Consider the following 16,235-nt stretch of genomic DNA (forward strand, 5'->3'; position numbering starts at 1 on the left):
AGCAGACGCCACCGTTCTCGACACCTCGGCCAAAGAATTTCTAACCGGCCGCGACAACCTCCAGGACCAGGCTCTGCTCCGGGTGCAGGGCGGGCATCTGCAAACCCACCCGGGCCAACGCGGCACCGGTCAGGACGACACCGTCCGCCAACCAGGTCGGCGCCGACCGGTCGATGGACGCGGGCAACGGCACGTCCGACACCGGCCGTACCCGGTAACGGCGCTCCGGGTCCAGACCCGGCAGTCGGACCGAGCCCGGAGACTGCGTGGCGGAGGTGGCCAGCCGCGAGATCGCGTACACCCCATGGGTCTTGTCGCCGTCGACCACGCCGTGCGCCCAGACGGCCGGGTCCGGGTGGTCGACCCGGACCACCCGGCCGGCGTGCAGCAGCGGACGCAGCCGCTTGTGCAGCGCCACCCAGGCGGCCAGTTCGATCTGCTCGGCGGTGCTGATCGAGGCGATGTCCCACTCGATGCCGTGGTGGCCGAAGAGCGCGGTGGCCGCCCGGAACCCGAGGTCGTGTACGCGGTTGGTGGTGTGTGAGCGCTGCGGGCCGATGTGCGTGCCGACGAGTTCCGGCGGGAGCAGCAGCCCGGTCCAGCGCTGGATGCTGAGCCGTTCCAGGGCGTCGTTGCAGTCGCTGGCCCAGACCCGGTCGGTGCGGGCCAGGATGGCCAGGTCCACCCGGGCCCCGCCGGACGAGCAGCTCTCGATCTCCACGTCGGGATGACGGCTGCGCAGGTCGTCGAGGAGCCGGTAGACGGCCAGGGTCTGCGCGTGCACGCCGGGCCGGCCGTGGTGCCCGGCCTCGGTGAGGTCCCGGTTCTGGTCCCACTTCAGGTACCTGATGCCGGGGTGTTCGGTGAGCAGGGCGTCGAGACGGTCCAGCACATGGGTGTACGCCTCGGGGCGGCCCAGGTCGAGCACCTGCTGGTTGCGCCAGGCCGGGGGCAGCCGCCCCGGCACCGCCAACAGCCAGTCCGGGTGCGCGCGGAACAGGTCCGAGTCGGGGTTGACCATCTCCGGCTCCACCCAGAGACCGAACTGAAGGCCCCGGCCGGTCACGTGGTCGATCAGCGGTTGCAGCCCGTCGGGCCAGACACCCTCGTCGACGTACCAGTCGCCGAGGCCCGCGGTGTCGTCGCGCCGACCGCGGAACCACCCGTCGTCGAGCACGAACCGTTCCACGCCGATGTGCGCGGCCCGGTCGGCGAGGGCCCGCAGCCGGTCCAGGTCGTGGTCGAAGTAGACCGCCTCCCAGACGTTGAGGGTCACCGGCCGGGGGGAGCGCGGGTGCCCGGGTCGGGCCCGCAGGTGCGTGTGGAGTACGTCGCTGAGCCCGTCCAACCCGCTGTCGGACCAGACCGCGTAGAGCAGGGGGGTCTCGTACGACTCGCCGGGGCCGAGCCGGATCTCACCGGGGGCCAGCAGTTCGCCGCCCCCGAGCGTCGACTCGCCGGTGGGCCGGCGCTCGGCGACGGTGACGTGGTCGCCGCTCCACGCCGTGTGCACCGCCCACACCTCGCCGTGGCCGAAGCCGAACCCGGCGGTGCCGGCCACCAGCAGCAGCGTGGCGTCGTGCCCGGTGCGCCCGTGCCGTCCCTCGCGGACCCAGGCGCCGTGCTGCCACGGGTGCCGCTGCGGGGACCGTTCCCGGCACCACCGGCCGGTCAGGTCGAGCAGTTCGGTGGCGACCGCCGGCACCGGTAACACCGGGGTCAGCTCCCGCAGCTCGTACGCGCTGTCGCCGTCGTTGCGCAACCGGTGCCGGACGGTCAGCAGACCGTACGGGTCGAGCGTGACCTCGATGGTCAACGCCAGCCCGGCCTCCGGGTCCGTCGCCCGTACCGTCACCCGCGCCGCGCCGTCGGCGGCCTGGTCGACGTCGAGGTCGTCGAGGCGGAACGCGGTGGACCAGTCCCGTCCGTCGCGGTGCCCGGCCAGCCCTGGGCGACCGCTCCAGCCGGCGCTCGCCTCCGGCAGCAGCGACAGCACGGGCGGTTCGTCGAAGCTGCTCGGCACCACCGGCGGTACTGTCGCGTCGGTGAGCTGGCGTAGGCCGTCGTCGTCGAGGTCGCCGACGTCGCCGCCCCAGTGCACGACCCGGGGCAGCCCCGGGCCGCGCGCGTCGAGCACCAGGCTGGTCCGCGCGCGGCGCAGGTGCAGGATCGTCATCCCTTTGAGGCTCCCAAGGTCAGGCCCCGAACGAAGTGCCGCTGGAGCATGAAGAAGATCACGAGCGTGGGGATCGCGACGAGGACGCTGCCCGCCGAGACCAGGTTGTTGTCGGTGAAGAACTCGCCGCGCAGGTTGTTGAGCGAGCTGGTCACCGGGAACTTGTCGCCGGTACGCATCAGGACGGTGGCCCAGAAGAACTCGTTGTAGATCCAGGTCACCTCAAGGGTCGCCAGCGCGGCCAGCGCCGGTCGGCACAGCGGCATGGTCACCTGCCAGTACTGCCGCCAGATGCTCGCCCCGTCGACCATCGCCGCCTCGTACAGGTCCCGGGGGAGCGCCTTCATGTAGTTGCTGAGCACGAAGACGCAGAACCCGCATTGGAACGCGACGTTGATCAGGATCAGGCCCCAGTAGCTGTCGTAGAGCAGCTCCGAGTCACTCATGAACTCCGGCAGCGGCACCTGGGTGAACAACCGGAACAGCGGAATGAGCAACGCCTGTTGGGGCAGCAGGTTGGCCGCCGTGAACACCCCGAGCAGGACGATGTTGAGCTTCCAACTGAACCGGGCGATCACGAACGCCACACAGGACGCGAGGAAGAGGGTCAGCAGCACCGCCGGGAGGGTGATGTACAGCGAGTTGAGGAAGTGCTGGCCGAACTCCGCCGTCCGCCAGGCGGTGACGTAGTTGTCGAAGGTCCAGCCGCCGAACGACACGTAACCGTTGGCGGCGGTGTAGTCGTACGAGCGCAGCGAGGTCAGGACCGCCCAGGCGATCGGGAAGAGCCAGGCCAGCGAGACGGCGATGAGGAAACCGTGCAGCAGTAGCCGTGGCGGGGTGAGCTTGCGGCGCCGGGCCGGAGTGTCGACGCTCATTCCCGGTTCTCCCTCATCACGGTCGCCAGGTAGATGGTGATGAAGACCAGCGAGACGACCAGCATGATCGTCGCCAGTGCCGAGCCGAACCCGATCCGGCTGGCCTCACCCACCACGTTCTGGGTGACCAGCGCGGAGAGCAGCTCCAATCCGTTGCGCCCCTTGTTGACCACCCAGACCAGGTCGAACGCCCGCAGCGACTCGATCACGGTCACCACCAGCACGATGATGTTGATCGGCCGGAGCACCGGGAAGACCACCCGGAAGAACGTGCGGGCCTCGGAGGCGCCGTCGACCGCCGCGGCCTCCCGCAACGACGGGTCGACGCCCTTCAGCCCGGCCAGGTAGAGCAGCATGATGTACCCGACGTGCCGCCAGCCGGAGGCGACCAGGACCGCCCAGATGTTGACGTTCGAGTCGCCGTACCAGTCGACGTTGCTGTTGAACACCGCGTTGATCAGGCCCTGGTCGCGGGAGTACAGCAGTTGCCAGACGAAGCCGATCAGTGCCAGCGAGAGCACCACCGGCAGGTAGAGCGCGGTCTGGTAGAAGCGGCTGCCACGCAACTCCTTGTCGAGCAGGACGGCCAGGAACATACCGAAGGGCGTGGCGACCACGAACAGCGCCGCCAACCAGAGCAGGTTGTGCTGGACCGCCGGCACGAACGGCGGGTAGATGTTCACCACGTCGTCGTAGTTGCGCGCGCCGACGAACTCGATCTCGTTGAGTGGGCCGATGCCGTCCCAGTCGGTGCCGGAGAGCAGCACGGTGGCCGCCGCCGGTAGCCAGACGAAGCCGGTGACGAGCAGCAGCGGCACGAGCACCATCAGCGTGATGACCACGCGGTCGGTGCGGGACAGGAGCCGTAGCCGCCGACGGCGACCACCTCTGGGGGTGGTCGCCGCCGGCGGCGGCACGGCGCGATCCGCTTGGATCAGGGGCAGGTCGGACACGATGTCCTCCCCCTTCCGCCGTCAGTCAGTGAAGATCGATTTCTTCTGGTTCTCGATGGACGAGGTGAGCCCGCCGATGTCCTTCGGGTCCTTGATGAACTGCTGGATCGCCGGGATGATCACCGTGGAGGCGAAGTCCGGTCGGGTGTCCCGGTCGAGGAACTGGGCGATCTCGGTGGCCGACCCGACCAGCTCGGCTGCCTTCTTCTGCAGCGCGGTGTAGCCGCCGACGTTCGCGCCGCTGTTGGCCACCAGGACGGCCGGGTCGTTCTTCAGCGTGATGTCCGCGGACTCCTTGCCGCCGAAGTACTCCAGCAGCTTGCGGGCGTTGTCCTCGTTCTTCGGCTTGCGGGCCATCATGTAGCCGTCGATCGGGGCGTCCAGCGCCTTGGCACCGATCGACGGGTCGATCTCCGGGAAGGTGAAGAAGTCGAGGTCGTCCTGCTCGTCGTTGCTGAACTGCTGGCCGACGAAGAGACCGAGCAGGTACATCCCGCTCTTCTTCTGCTGCAACGACTGGGCGGCTTCCTGCCAGGTGCGTCCGAGGCTGTCCGGCTGGTGCAGCGGGAGCAGGCCGGCCCAGGTGTCGAAGACCTTCTTGACCTTGTCGGAGGTCCAGGCCTCCTTGCCGGCCATCAGGTCGACGTGGAACTGGTAGCCGTTGATCCGCAGGTTGAGGATGTCGAAGGTGCCCATCGCCGGCCAGCCGTCCTTGTCGGCGAAGGCGATCGGGATCAGCCCGTCCTTCTTCATCTGCGCGCCGAGGTCGGTGAAGTCGGTGATGGTCTTCGGCACCTGGTAGCCGTACTGCTGCCAGACCGACTTGCGGTAGAAGACCGCCCACGGGTAGTACGTCGCCGGGACGAAGTACTGCTTTCCGTCGTCACCGGTGGACGCCTTCTTGAACGCGTCGGAGAAGCCGGAGAGCTTGCTCCACACGTCGCTGATGTCGCCGGCCAGGCCCTTCTGGGCGAAGAAGCGCATCCGGTAGCCGGCGAACCAGGTGAACACGTCGTCCGGCTTGCCCTGCAGGTAGTTGTTGATGTTCTCCTGGAACGTGTTGTGGTCGACCGTGTTGATTCCAACCTGGACCCCGGACGCGGTCTTGAACCCGTCGGTGACCTTGACCAGGACGTCCTTGGGCTTCGGGTCGGACTGGTTCGAGCCGAGCGACACCTCCTTGGACGACCCGCCGGAGCCGGAGTCGTCGCCGCAGCCGGCGAGCAGACCGGTGCCGAGCAGCGCTCCCGTGCCGGCCGCGCCGGCCAGCAGCGAACGTCGGTTGATGCCGGCAACCGAGGGCGGTACGAGCCGAGCCAGGTACTCGGCCTGGGATTGGGGACGGGACATCTGTGCCTCCTGCGGATGAAGAGGTGCTAGTCCAAGGGCCATCAGGGGGTGGTGAAGGCGAATCCGTCATCGTGATCACTCATCGGGTTCCACCGAGAATCCACATTGGCGAACACGAACGGCCATTGGGGCATCAAGCTACCCGTCCGCAGGCCACTGTCAAGAGGCGCGTTCGCTTTCGATAACCCAGTCGTGACAAGGCTGTTACCTGGTAAACGTTGAAAACAAAGTCGATGTTGGAACCTGTTGACTTGCGCGCTCCACCCGGTGCACCCTCAGCTGTCATGCGGCGATGGCACGGCGACGGCATCTCTTTCGGCGGCGACTACAACCCCGAGCAGTGGCCCGAGCAGACCTGGTCGGAAGACGTCGAGTTGATGCGCCGGGCCGGGGTCAACCTGGTCTCCGTCGGCATCTTCTCCTGGGCGCTGCTGGAACCAACGCCCGGCCGGTTCGAGTTCGGTTGGTTGGATCGGGTTCTGGACCTGCTGCACGACGGCGGCATCCAGGTCGATCTGGCCACCGCCACCGCCAGCCCGCCGCCCTGGCTGGCCCGCGCCCACCCGGAGACGCTGCCGCGACGGGCCGACGGAGCGATCCTCTGGCCGGGTGGCCGACAGGCGTACTGCCCCAGCTCCCCGGTGTTCCGGGAGCGTTCGCTGGAGTTGGTACGGGCGGTCGCCGGCCGGTACGCCGAGCACCCCGCCGTGGTGATGTGGCACGTCTCCAACGAGCTGGGCTGCCACAACGTGCACTGCTACTGCGACGTCAGCGCCGAGGCGTTCCGCGGTTGGCTGCGGGACCGCTACGGCGACCTGGACCGGCTCAACGACGCCTGGGGCACCGCCTTCTGGAGCCAGCGCTACGGCGACTGGGCCGAGATCAACCCTCCGCGCACCGCCCCGACCTTCGCCAACCCCACACAGCAGCTCGACTTCCTGCGCTTCTCCTCCGACGAACAACGCGCCCAGCTGCGCGCCGAACGCGAGCTGTTGACGACACTGGTCCGCCAGCCGATCACGACCAACTTCATGGTCGGCATGGCCAAGAACATGGACTACCACTCCTGGGCCTCCGATGTGGACTTCGTGTCCAACGACCACTACCTGACCGCGGCCGATCCGCAGGGGCACCTGGGGCTGGCGCTCGCCGCCGACCACACGCGGGGCGTCGCCGACGGTGAGCCGTGGTTGCTCATGGAGCACTCCACCAGCGCGGTCAACTGGCAACCGCGCAACGTGGCGAAGCTCCCCGGCCAACTGCGCCGCAACAGCCTGGCCCACGTCGCCCGCGGCGCGGACGGGGTGCTGTTCTTCCAGTGGCGTGCCTCCCGGGCCGGGGCCGAGAAGTTCCACTCCGCGCTGGTGCCGCACGCCGGTCCGGACACCAAGGTGTTCCGCGAGGTCTGTCGGCTGGGCACGGACCTCAAGGCCCTCGCCGAGGTACGCGGCAGTCGGGTGGACGCCGACGTGGCGATCCTGTTCGACTGGGAGGCGTGGTGGGGGGTCGAGTTGGATTCGCACCCCAGCGTCGACGTGACCTACGCCGACCGACTCAACGCCCTGTACGGCGCACTGTGGCGGGCCGGCGTGACCGCTGACATCGTGCACCCGTCGGCCGACCTCGGCGGCTATCGGCTGGTCCTGGTACCGACCCTCTACCTCGTCCGGGACGCCGACGTCGAGGCGCTGCACCGCTACGTCGAGGGCGGCGGGATCGCGGCCGTCACCTACTTCAGCGGCATCGTGGACGCCAACGACCACATCCGGCTGGGCGGCTACCCCGGCGCGTTCCGGGAGCTGCTCGGCGTACGCACCGAGGAGTTCTTCCCGCTGCGCGAGGGCGAGCAGGTCCGGCTGGACGACGGGAGCACCGCCGACGTGTGGACCGAATGGCTGCACGCCGACGGCGCCGAGGTGCTGGCGTCGTACACCGACGGGCCCTTGCCGGGTGTGCCGGCGCTGACCCGGCACCGGGTCGGCGACGGCGTCGCCTGGTACGTCGGCACCCGGCTGGACGAAGCGGCAACCGACCGGCTGGTCGCCCGGCTCGTCGACGAGGCCGGCGTCCGACCGGCCGCGCCGGTGCCGACAGGTGTGGAGGTGGTACGCCGACGCGACGGCGACCGCACCTGGCTGTTCGTTCTCAACCACACCGACACGGAGGTACGCCTCCCGGCGAGCGGCGTCGAGTTGTTCACCGGGGCGCGGTGCGCCGGTGAGCTGACGGTGCCCGCCGGTGAGGTGGCGGTCGTCCGAGAGGACCGGGCCTCCGCTGTGAAGGAGGTTCCCTGAGTTGCTCGCCCAGCAACGGCAGACCGCCATCCTCGACCTGATCCGCCAACGCGGTGGTGTGCGGGTGAGTCAGCTCGTCAGCCGGTTCGGTGTGTCCGACATGACCATCCGGCGCGACCTCGAGGTGTTGGCCGAGCGCGGCCTGGTGGACAAGGTGCACGGCGGCGCGACACTCGCCGGGCCGGGTTCCGCCGAGGAGCCCGGCTTCGCGGCGAAGTCGATCCGGCAGCAGGCGGAGAAACGGGCCATCGCCGAGCGGGCCGCGCGGATGGTCGAGCCGGGGATGGCCATCGCGCTCTCCGCCGGCACCACCACCGCCGCGCTGGCCACGCTGCTCTCCGACGTACGCGGACTGACAGTGGTGACCAACTCGATCCCGGTGGCCGACGCGCTCTACCAGAACCCGCGTGCCGACCAGACCGTCGTGTTGACCGGTGGCATCCGCACCCCGTCGGACGCGTTGACCGGGCCGGTCGCCGAGGCGGCGATCAGCGCGCTCAACGTCGACCTGCTCTTCCTCGGCGTGCACGGGCTCAGCCCGCGTACCGGCTTCACCACCCCGAACCTGCTGGAGGCCGGCGTCAACCGGTGCCTGATCGGCGCCGCCCGCCGGTTCGTGGTGCTGGCCGACCACACCAAGTGGGAGACCATCGGCATCGCCACCATCGCCCCGTTGGAGGCCGCCGACGTGCTGATCACCGACGCCGGGCTGCCGGTCGAGGCCCGCACCACGATCGGCGAACAGGTCGGCGAGCTGGTCGTCGTGGAGGTCTAGACGCCCGCGGCCCGGATCGTGACCGACTCGACCCGGCCTGAGTCGCTCGCCGGTGATCGACTCCATCTCGCCGATGTGGCGGTGTCCCACGCGACGGACACCGCCACATCGGCGATCTGGCGCGCAGCCGGCGGCGTCCACGCGTGAGGACGCGGCGAGGGTCGGTCAGGTGTCGTTCAGCATGAACAGCAGCGTGTGGTGCTCCAGATCGAGGAACGCCACCCGCCTACGCGGCGACGGCTGTGTCTCGTTGTAGGTCTGACTGTGCAGCCACTGGGGGTTGGCCGGGAGGAACGCCACGAGGTCCGGTCGCACGTCCGTAGGCGTGTGCGAGTGGGTCAGCTCAGCCGGGTCGATGGATGCGAACGGCACGAAGTCGAACTGTTCGGCCATCGTGCGCGCGTCCTCGGGACGCAGGACGATGACGCCCTGGTACTCCCAGTCCGTGGGGCCGGACAGCCGTGAGCACGGATCGCCCAACGCGCGCCCCTGCCAGTGGATCTCCGCATAGTCGCCGATGAGCGGAAGCTCCTCCGGCCACTCCCAGCGGCCGACAAGGACCTTCGCCTCATCGGCCTGTCGTTGCTCCTGGCATCCACGCGTCTCGTCCACCGCTGCCGCGTCGCAGCCGACCACCCCCAGCAGCACGACCGCCGCAGCGAGCGCGGCTGCACGTGCCCGTCTCCCCGTCTTCACCGCCACGACAGTAGACGGCCGCACCAAGCTCCTGATCGACTCGGCTTCCTGGAAACCGGGGTGTCCTGGTCGCTCGGACGCCGCGATTTCCGGGATCCCGAGTTGATCACGGCCAAATGCGCGCCCAGTGCGACGAGTCGGCGTGGTTACTGAGGGAGGCCGTGCACCGGCGTCGACCCGACCTGGAGGTCGTGCTCCTCGGTGAGCGGTGCGACCTCGGCCTGAGCCTCGCTCGGCGTTGATCCACTCCACTTCGCCGATGTGGCGGTATCCCGCGCGACGGACACCGCCACATCGCCGATCTGGTGCGCGCGGCCGATCTCGCGCCCGCTCGCCGACGCGCGAGGCCCGCCCCGCGCGCTCGCCGACGCGCGAGGCCCGCCCCGCGCGCTTCACAGCCATCTCACAGGGGTTCTGGATAGGGTGCGCGGTGAGTGAACGTCCGACTCCATCCTGGATCGGTCGGCTGTCGCACAGGAGTTCCGATGGTCTTCAAGAAGATGTTGAGCGCGTTCGGCGTGGGCGGTCCCAGCGTGGACACCGTGCTGACCAACCCCAACACCCGGCCCGGCCTGACCCTCGACGGGCAGGTCAACCTCGTCGGTGGCGATGCCGAGGCAGCCATCGAGCAGGTGGTGATCGGCCTGGTCACCCGGGTCGAGGTCGAAGGACACGACACCGAGTACGCGGGCACGATGGAGTTCCACCGGATGGTGGTCAGCGGCCCGCTCCAGCTCGCCCCGAAGCAGCAGCTGTCGATCCCGTTCCAGCTGCCGATCCCGTGGGAGACCCCGATCACCGACGTGTACGGGCAGCGCCTGCACGGCATGACGATGGGTCTGCGGACCGAGTTGGCCATCGCCCGCGCCGTCGACAAGGGCGACCTGGACCACGTGGCGGTGCACCCGCTGCCGGTGCACGAGCGGATCCTGGAGGCGTTCCAGCGCCTCGGTTTCCGGTTCAAGAGCGCCGACCTGGAGCGCGGTCACATCCGCGGGGTGCAGCAGACGCTGCCGTTCTACCAGGAGATCGAGTTCTTCGCCTCCCCGCAGTACGCGAACACCATCCGCGAGGTCGAGCTGACCTTCGTGACCAGCCAGTACGGCGTCGAGGTCATCCTGGAGTGCGACAAGCGCGGCGGGTTCCTCAGCGCCGGGCACGACGCGTTCGGCCGTTACCAGGTGTCGCACGCCGACGTCGACCGCGTCGACTGGGCGCAGGTCGTCGACGGTTGGCTGCGCGAGACCACGTCCCGCTACGGCAGCCTCCGCTCGCAGTACGGCCCGAGCCACGGCCACGGTCATGGCCGGGGCGGCATGGGCATGGGCGGCATGGTGGCCGGCGCGGCCCTCGGCGTCGCCGGCGGCATGATCGCCGGCGAAATGATCGAGGACGCGTTCGAGGGTGACTTCGGGGACTTCGGCGGCGACGAGTAGTCACCAGAGACGAGACGACAGTGGCCTCCGGGAGACTCTCCCGGAGGCCACTGTTTCGACGCGACGCGTCAGTGCCTGCTTCGCTCCTTGCCGGAACGGCGGGCGGAGCCGGCCTTCGACAGACCGCGGCTGACCAGGTAACCACCGGTCAGGATGGTCAGGAACAGCCACGCCTGGTTCGGGTTGTTGATGTTCAGGCCGTTGGTGGCGCTGCCCCGCCAGAACGCGGAGATCACCAGGAGCGCGACCGCAGCGGCGTAGACCCAGAATTCCGTCGTCAGGAACGCCTGCTTGGTCTCCGTGCCCGGCGACGGCATCGGGTCTCGGTGACCGTCCCGCATGGACGGCATCTGCTGGGTCTGCATGTCCCGCATCGAGGCGGGATTCTGCGGGTCGTTCATGGGCCGGTTCATCGGCCGGGTGGAAGCAGCCTGCGTGCTCATCTGGTCCTCCTCAGGATGCGATGAGTCGTACCTGCCTTCCCTCGCCCCGCTACCGCGTTTCGGCCACGGCACGGTTCGCTTTCGTGGCGGGGACAACCCCCGACTACCCGAGGCCCCGGAGCAGGTAACACCGATCGCCGGCCGGAAAAATCCGGCCGGCGATCGGGTGTGTGTCAGGTCAGCGCAGGCCGTTGCGGACGGCCACGCTCACCAACAGGTCCGGGTCGTCGGTGATGATGCCGTCGACGCCGAGGTCGATGACCCGCTGCATCACCGCGGCGTCGTCGACGGTGTACGGGATCACCTTCAGGTCGTCGCGCGTCTGAAGGGTCCGGACGTCCGGTCCGTGGAAGTATGCCGGGTTCTCCCGCAGGTACCAGTCCGCCGAGGCGACGGTGCCCTGCTTCGGGTCGTGCACCTGCCAGTTGGCCGACACGGTGCCGGCGCCGGCGGCCCGGGTCAGCTTGCCCAGGTCCCGGTACTTCCACCAGTCCAGCCCGCCGGTCCACGGGCTCTTCACCGACGGGTCGCCGTACGCCGCCTGCAACGAGCACTCGTCGGCGAGGGTCTTGCACTCCTCCGGCCCGTACTGCCAGACCAGGGCTACGGTGCCGATCCGCCGGTCGAGCTTGCGGGCGTAGGTAATGGTGCGCCAGTCGAACGACTGGATGGTGGCCCGGTCGGTGAAGCCGGCGCGCTGGATCGCGTCGACCAGCTTGCGGGTGAAGCTGCGGTACGGCTCGGTGTCGTCCACCACCGGGCTGATCTTCGTCTCGATGTTCATCCCGATGTCACTGCGCCCACTCGCCTTCACCAGGGCGAAGACCTCGTCCAGGGTCGGGATCCGGGCACCCGGCGCGGGCACCTGCGCGGGCAGCTCGGGCAGCGTCTTCGTGCCGCAGTCCACGGTCTTGAGCTGCGCCAGGGTCAGCTCGTGCACGGGCTTGCCCACGTACGGGAACTTCGGGTCACCGCGGCGCACCGGCTTGGTGTCCACGCAGTGCGACCCGTTGACGGTGCGGTCGTGCAGCACCACGAGCTTGCCGTCGGCGGTCACACCGGTGTCCAGTTCCAGCGTGGAGATGGCCCGGTTGGACAGCGCGTTCGCGAACGCGGGCAGGGTGTTCTCCGGTCGGGTGGCCCGACCGCCCCGGTGCGCCTGGATGTCGAACGGCGACGCGTACGCCTTCGGCAGCCGGTAGCCGCGCTGCGCCAGCAGGCCGCGCAGCCGGTCCGGGTAGTCGGTGATGATGCCGTCCACGCCGTCGTCGATGAGCTTGGCCATGGTCGGCACGTCGTCGACGGTCCACGGGATCACCTTGATCCCGTAGCGGTGCGCCTGGGCGACCATCTCCCTGGTGACGTACGGCTGGTAGCCGGGGTCGGTGACCGTGCCGTTCTGCGGCATGCCGTGCACGGGGGAGAAGGCGCTGGCGCCGAAGCTGCGGATCGCCGTGATCGGGTCACCGCCGAAGTCGTCGATGTCCAGTCCGCCCAGCCACGGCGAGGCGCCGGGCTTGCCGGTCTGGAGGAAGTCGTAGTTGGTCAGGGCGACCAGCGGCAGCTTCGGCTCGACCTGGCGCATGCGCATCAGCGCGCCCCAGTCGAAGCTCTGGATGGTGACCTGCTTGAGCAGCCCGGCGGCGCGGATCTCGGCTGCGGTGACCTGGACGAACTGCTCGCGCGGCGCCGTCTCGGTGGGTGCACCGGCCTCGACCTTGGTCTCGACGTTGAGCTTCACGTCCTTCGCCCGGTAGCGGTTGACCAGGGCGAAGACCTCACGCAGCAACGGCATCCGGGCGCCCGGGGCGGCGACCTGCCCCGGCTTGTCGGCGAGCGTCTTCGACCCGCAGTCCAGCGTGCGTACCTGGGCCAGGGTGAGCGTGTTGATGTACTTCCCGACGTACGGGAACTCCGCGTCGCCCGGCGTCACCGCTGTGGTGTCGACGCACTTGGCGCTGCTGATCTTCCGGTCGTGGGTGACGACGGCCTGGCCGTCCTCGGTGATCTGCACGTCCAGTTCGAGGGTGGTCACCCCGAGTTGGAGGGCGTTGCCGAACGAGGCGAGGGTGTTCTCCACCCGCAGCCCGAGGCCGCCCCGGTGGGCCTGCACGTCGAATGTCCGGTCCGGCCGCGGCTTCGCCTGGGCGGGCACCGCGAGCCCGGTCGTCACCGTCGCGGCCACCAGAGCCGCGACTGCGGTACGGCGTACTGTGCGCACGCTGTCATCCCCTCCTGCCAGCGGGCATCTCCCACCGGTCGCCGGACAGCATGGACACCCCGCGCGGCGGGAAGGCGGCCAGTGGACGGCGTGCCGGTGAACCGCCGTGGACGACAGTGCCGGTCAGGACGGGTTTGGTCGGCCGGTGGCCGGGCACGCAGTCGGTTCCACAGCTTCTGCGAGGTGATGGACGTGCGTGAGGACGACATGCGGCAGGACGCCGCCCGCGAGGCCGAGGACCGGATCGCCGGCGGTGTGTACGGCAAGGGCGCCCTCGACGAGGTGACAGTGCCCCGCACCGATGTGGAGAGCCAGATCCAGCGCGACGACCCGTTCGATCCGGCGCGGGAACGGATCGACCCGCAGGTGTTGCGCGACGGCGGCCCGGTCGGCGGGCAGGGTGCGGTGACCACCACCGGTGGCACCGCCGGACCGGCGAGCGTACGCCGGGTGGCCCGCCAACCCGAGCGGCACCCGGGCAAGGTGGCCCCGACGACCACCGGCGACGCCACGACTGGTGGTTTGAGCACCCCGATGGGCGGCGGCACCAGTGACCAGTCCACGTCGGCGACCGGCCCGGCGAAGTCCATCAGGGACAAATCCACCGACTAGCCCCACCCACCCGCTTGGCGGCGTGATCATGAGGTTGACGTGGCGATCGGAGATCACAGTCCACGTCAACCTCATGATCGACCAGGGCGTCAGGTCCGGGACTCCGCGGGGCGGAGGATGCCCAGGCGTTGGGTGGCGCGGGTCAGGGCCACGTACAGGTCGCTGCGGCCCCGGGGTGACTCGGCCACCATCCGGTCCGGGTCGACGACGAGCACCGAGTCGAACTCCAGCCCCTTGGCCTGCGCGACGGTCAACACCACCACCCGGCTCTCCAACTTCGGGTGCTCGCCGACGGCGGCCTCCGGCAGGGCGGCGGTGACGGCCGAGCCCAACTCGCCCACCCGCCCGGCCGGCACGAGCACCCCGAGTCGGCCGTCGGTCAGCCCGGCGGCCTCGCGGGTGGCTTCGGCGACCAGTTCGGCCGCGAGCTGCTCGTCGGGCACCGTCCGGTCCCACGGGGGTACGCCGCTCTCGCGCACCGAGCGCGGCGGACGCAGCGCCGGGTCGATCTCGGCCAGCACGTCGGCGGCGACCGCCATGATCTCGGCGGGTGTGCGGTAGCTGACCGTCAACTCGGTCAACCGCCACCGCTGCGCGACGTACGGGGCGAGGGCGTCGGCCCAGGAGGGTGTACCGCTGAGGGCCCCGGTCTGCGCGACGTCACCGACGATCGTCATGGACCGGCTCGGGCAGCGGCGCATCAGCAGCCGCCAGGCCATCGGCGACAGCTCCTGCGCCTCGTCCACGATGACGTGGCCGAACGCCCAGGTCCGGTCGGCGGCGGCCCGCTGCGCGGTGGTGAGGCGATCGGCCTCCTCCTGCCGTTCCAGCAGCCGGTCGGCGTCGATCAGGTCGGTCACACCGAGGATCTCACCGCCCTCGGCCTCGTCCTCGACGTCGATCGAACGGGAACCCCGGGCGATCTCCAGCACACCCTCGGCGTACTCCCGCTCCATCATCCGGATGCGGTCCCGCCGGGCGGCGGCGGCCCGTTCGTCCTCGCCGAGCAGTTCGGCGGCCTCGTCCAGCAGCGGTACGTCGGCCGGGGTCCAACCACCCGGCTCCCGCCGCAGCAGCGCCCGTTCGTCGTCGGTCAGCATCGGCGCGGCGGTGGCGATCCGGTCCGGGTCGGCGTACAGGTCGGCGAGCAGCCGCTGCGGGGTGAGCACCGGCCACAACCGGTCGAGGGCGGCCTGGATCTCCGACTCCTCCCGCAGTTCCCGGCGGATCTCGGCCCGGTCCGCCTCGTCGAGGAGGTTGTCCCCGCCCAGCGGGTCGGCGCCGATCCGTTCGGCCACCTGCTCGGCGAGCGCGTGCACGATCTCCACGTCGAACAGCGCTCGCGCCAGGTTGTGCGGCCGTTCGGTCCGGCGGACCCGGTCCCGGGCGGCACGCACCGTCTCCGGGTCCAGGGTCAGCGTCTCCCGCTCGACCTCGATCTCCAACGGCTCGTCCGGCACCCACTGCCGGTCCCGCACGGCCAGCGCCAGCACCTCGGCCAGCACCGCCCGGCCCTTCAGCGCGGCCGTCTCGGCCGGCTCGACGCGTTGGGCGTTCACCCCCGGAAAAAGATCACCTTGGGTACGCAGCAGCACGCCGGTCTCGGCCAGCGTCGGCAGCACCTGGGAGATGTAGCGCAGGAACGTCGCGTTCGGGCCGACCAGCAGCACGCCCCGGCTGGAGAGTTCCCGGCGGTGGGTATAGAGCAGGTACGCGGCCCGGTGCAGCGCGACAGCGGTCTTGCCGGTGCCCGGCCCGCCCTGGACGACCATGACGCCCGGGAGTTCCGCCCGGATGATCTCGTCCTGTTCGGCCTGGATGGTCTCGACGATGTCGCGCATCCGGCCGGTGCGACCCGCGTTGAGCGCGGCGAGCAGCGACGCCTCACCGGTCAGCTCCTCGTGGCCGCCGGGGGAGGCGGTGTCGATGTCGAGCACCTCGTCGTTGAGCCCGGTCACCTTGCGCTGCCGGGTGCGCAGGTGCCGGCGTCGGCGTACGCCCTGCGGGTTGGCGGCGGTGGCGAGGTAGAACGGGCGGGCGGCGGGGGCCCGCCAGTCCATCAGCAGCGGGTCGTAGTCGCCACTGGTGTCGAAAATGCCGATCCGGCCGATGTAGTGGCGGGAGTCGTCGTCACCGTCGAGGCGGCCGAAGCACAGCCCGTTCTCCACGGCGGAGAACTGTTCGACCTGATCGGCGTACATCGCTACCGAGCTGTCGCGCTGCGAGCGGTCCTGGAGGGTCCCGCCGGTGTTGCGCAGCTCGGCGGTGAGCCGGTCGGCGGCCTGCTCACGCAACCCGTCCAGCCGGTCGTAGAGCATCGAGACGTACTCCTGCTCGCGACCGATCTCGTCGTCGAGCGGCAATTCGCCGGAACCGCCGGAGTGCCTTGACAAGCCGTCTC

12 protein-coding genes are annotated in these 16,235 nt (G+C 69.9%); 4 read left to right on the plus strand and 8 right to left on the minus strand.

The annotated features are described in order from the left end of the window. Positions 1–40 precede the first annotated feature (40 nt). From O7616_RS13530 to O7616_RS13545, 4 genes are read right to left on the minus strand one after another with little or no spacing between them, the layout of a single operon-like run. Positions 41–2,176, minus strand: a complete 2,136-nt coding sequence (locus tag O7616_RS13530; protein ID WP_282307098.1) for an alpha-galactosidase — start codon at positions 2,174–2,176, stop codon at positions 41–43. Continuing rightward, on the minus strand, positions 2,173–3,054 hold the full coding sequence (locus O7616_RS13535) for a carbohydrate ABC transporter permease (protein ID WP_282307099.1): 882 nt from the start codon (positions 3,052–3,054) through the stop codon (positions 2,173–2,175). The genes O7616_RS13530 and O7616_RS13535 overlap by 4 nt, the downstream gene beginning before the upstream one ends. After that, a complete protein-coding gene (locus tag O7616_RS13540; protein WP_282307100.1) occupies positions 3,051–4,007 on the minus strand; it encodes a sugar ABC transporter permease in 957 nt (318 codons plus the stop codon). The genes O7616_RS13535 and O7616_RS13540 overlap by 4 nt, the downstream gene beginning before the upstream one ends. A 21-nt stretch (positions 4,008–4,028) precedes the next feature. Further along, positions 4,029–5,357, minus strand: coding sequence for an ABC transporter substrate-binding protein (locus O7616_RS13545; RefSeq protein WP_282307101.1), 1,329 nt, complete (start codon positions 5,355–5,357; stop codon positions 4,029–4,031). Positions 5,358–5,641: 284 nt separating this feature from the next. On the opposite strand from O7616_RS13545, the gene O7616_RS13550 reads away from it, so the two are divergent. Further along, positions 5,642–7,651 (plus strand): beta-galactosidase, encoded by a 2,010-nt coding sequence (locus tag O7616_RS13550; protein ID WP_282307102.1) that lies wholly within the window; start codon positions 5,642–5,644, stop codon positions 7,649–7,651. A gap of 1 nt (position 7,652) precedes the next feature. Next, positions 7,653–8,426, plus strand: a complete 774-nt coding sequence (locus O7616_RS13555; protein WP_282307103.1) for a DeoR/GlpR family DNA-binding transcription regulator — start codon at positions 7,653–7,655, stop codon at positions 8,424–8,426. A gap of 165 nt (positions 8,427–8,591) precedes the next feature. Here O7616_RS13555 and O7616_RS13560 read toward each other — a convergent pair whose 3' ends face one another. After that, complete coding sequence (locus tag O7616_RS13560) at positions 8,592–9,122, minus strand: hypothetical protein (protein WP_282307104.1); 531 nt, start codon at positions 9,120–9,122, stop codon at positions 8,592–8,594. Positions 9,123–9,607: 485 nt separating this feature from the next. Here O7616_RS13560 and O7616_RS13565 point away from each other — a divergent pair, with 485 nt between their 5' ends. Beyond that, entirely contained in the window at positions 9,608–10,558 is a 951-nt protein-coding gene (locus tag O7616_RS13565) for a sporulation protein (RefSeq protein WP_282261531.1), read from the plus strand. Positions 10,559–10,626: 68 nt separating this feature from the next. Here O7616_RS13565 and O7616_RS13570 read toward each other — a convergent pair whose 3' ends face one another. Together O7616_RS13570 and O7616_RS13575 are read right to left on the minus strand one after the other, a co-directional pair. Then, positions 10,627–11,001, minus strand: a complete 375-nt coding sequence (locus tag O7616_RS13570) for a hypothetical protein (protein ID WP_282261530.1) — start codon at positions 10,999–11,001, stop codon at positions 10,627–10,629. 178 nt (positions 11,002–11,179) lie between these two features. Then, complete coding sequence (locus tag O7616_RS13575; RefSeq protein WP_282307105.1) at positions 11,180–13,222, minus strand: glycerophosphodiester phosphodiesterase family protein; 2,043 nt, start codon at positions 13,220–13,222, stop codon at positions 11,180–11,182. Positions 13,223–13,414: 192 nt separating this feature from the next. On the opposite strand from O7616_RS13575, the gene O7616_RS13580 reads away from it, so the two are divergent. Further along, complete coding sequence (locus tag O7616_RS13580) at positions 13,415–13,834, plus strand: hypothetical protein (protein WP_282307106.1); 420 nt, start codon at positions 13,415–13,417, stop codon at positions 13,832–13,834. 89 nt (positions 13,835–13,923) lie between these two features. On the opposite strand, the gene O7616_RS13585 is transcribed toward O7616_RS13580, so the two are convergent. Continuing rightward, positions 13,924–16,227 (minus strand): ATP-binding domain-containing protein, encoded by a 2,304-nt coding sequence (locus O7616_RS13585; protein ID WP_282307107.1) that lies wholly within the window; start codon positions 16,225–16,227, stop codon positions 13,924–13,926. Positions 16,228–16,235: the final 8 nt, after the last annotated feature.

The sequence above is a fragment of the Micromonospora sp. WMMD964 genome, assembly GCF_029581455.1.
Classification (GTDB): Bacteria; Actinomycetota; Actinomycetes; order Mycobacteriales; family Micromonosporaceae; genus Micromonospora.

Bases quoted from the DNA above. Each gene is read 5' to 3' on its own strand.
- O7616_RS13530 (WP_282307098.1), bottom strand. From the start codon at position 2,176: ATGACGATCCTGCACCTGCGCCGCGCGCGGACCAGCCTGGTGCTCGAC.
- O7616_RS13535 (WP_282307099.1), bottom strand. From the start codon at position 3,054: ATGAGCGTCGACACTCCGGCCCGGCGCCGCAAGCTCACCCCGCCACGG.
- O7616_RS13545 (WP_282307101.1), bottom strand. From the start codon at position 5,357: ATGTCCCGTCCCCAATCCCAGGCCGAGTACCTGGCTCGGCTCGTACCG.
- O7616_RS13550 (WP_282307102.1), top strand. From the start codon at position 5,642: ATGCGGCGATGGCACGGCGACGGCATCTCTTTCGGCGGCGACTACAAC.
- O7616_RS13565 (WP_282261531.1), top strand. From the start codon at position 9,608: ATGGTCTTCAAGAAGATGTTGAGCGCGTTCGGCGTGGGCGGTCCCAGC.
- O7616_RS13570 (WP_282261530.1), bottom strand. From the start codon at position 11,001: ATGAGCACGCAGGCTGCTTCCACCCGGCCGATGAACCGGCCCATGAAC.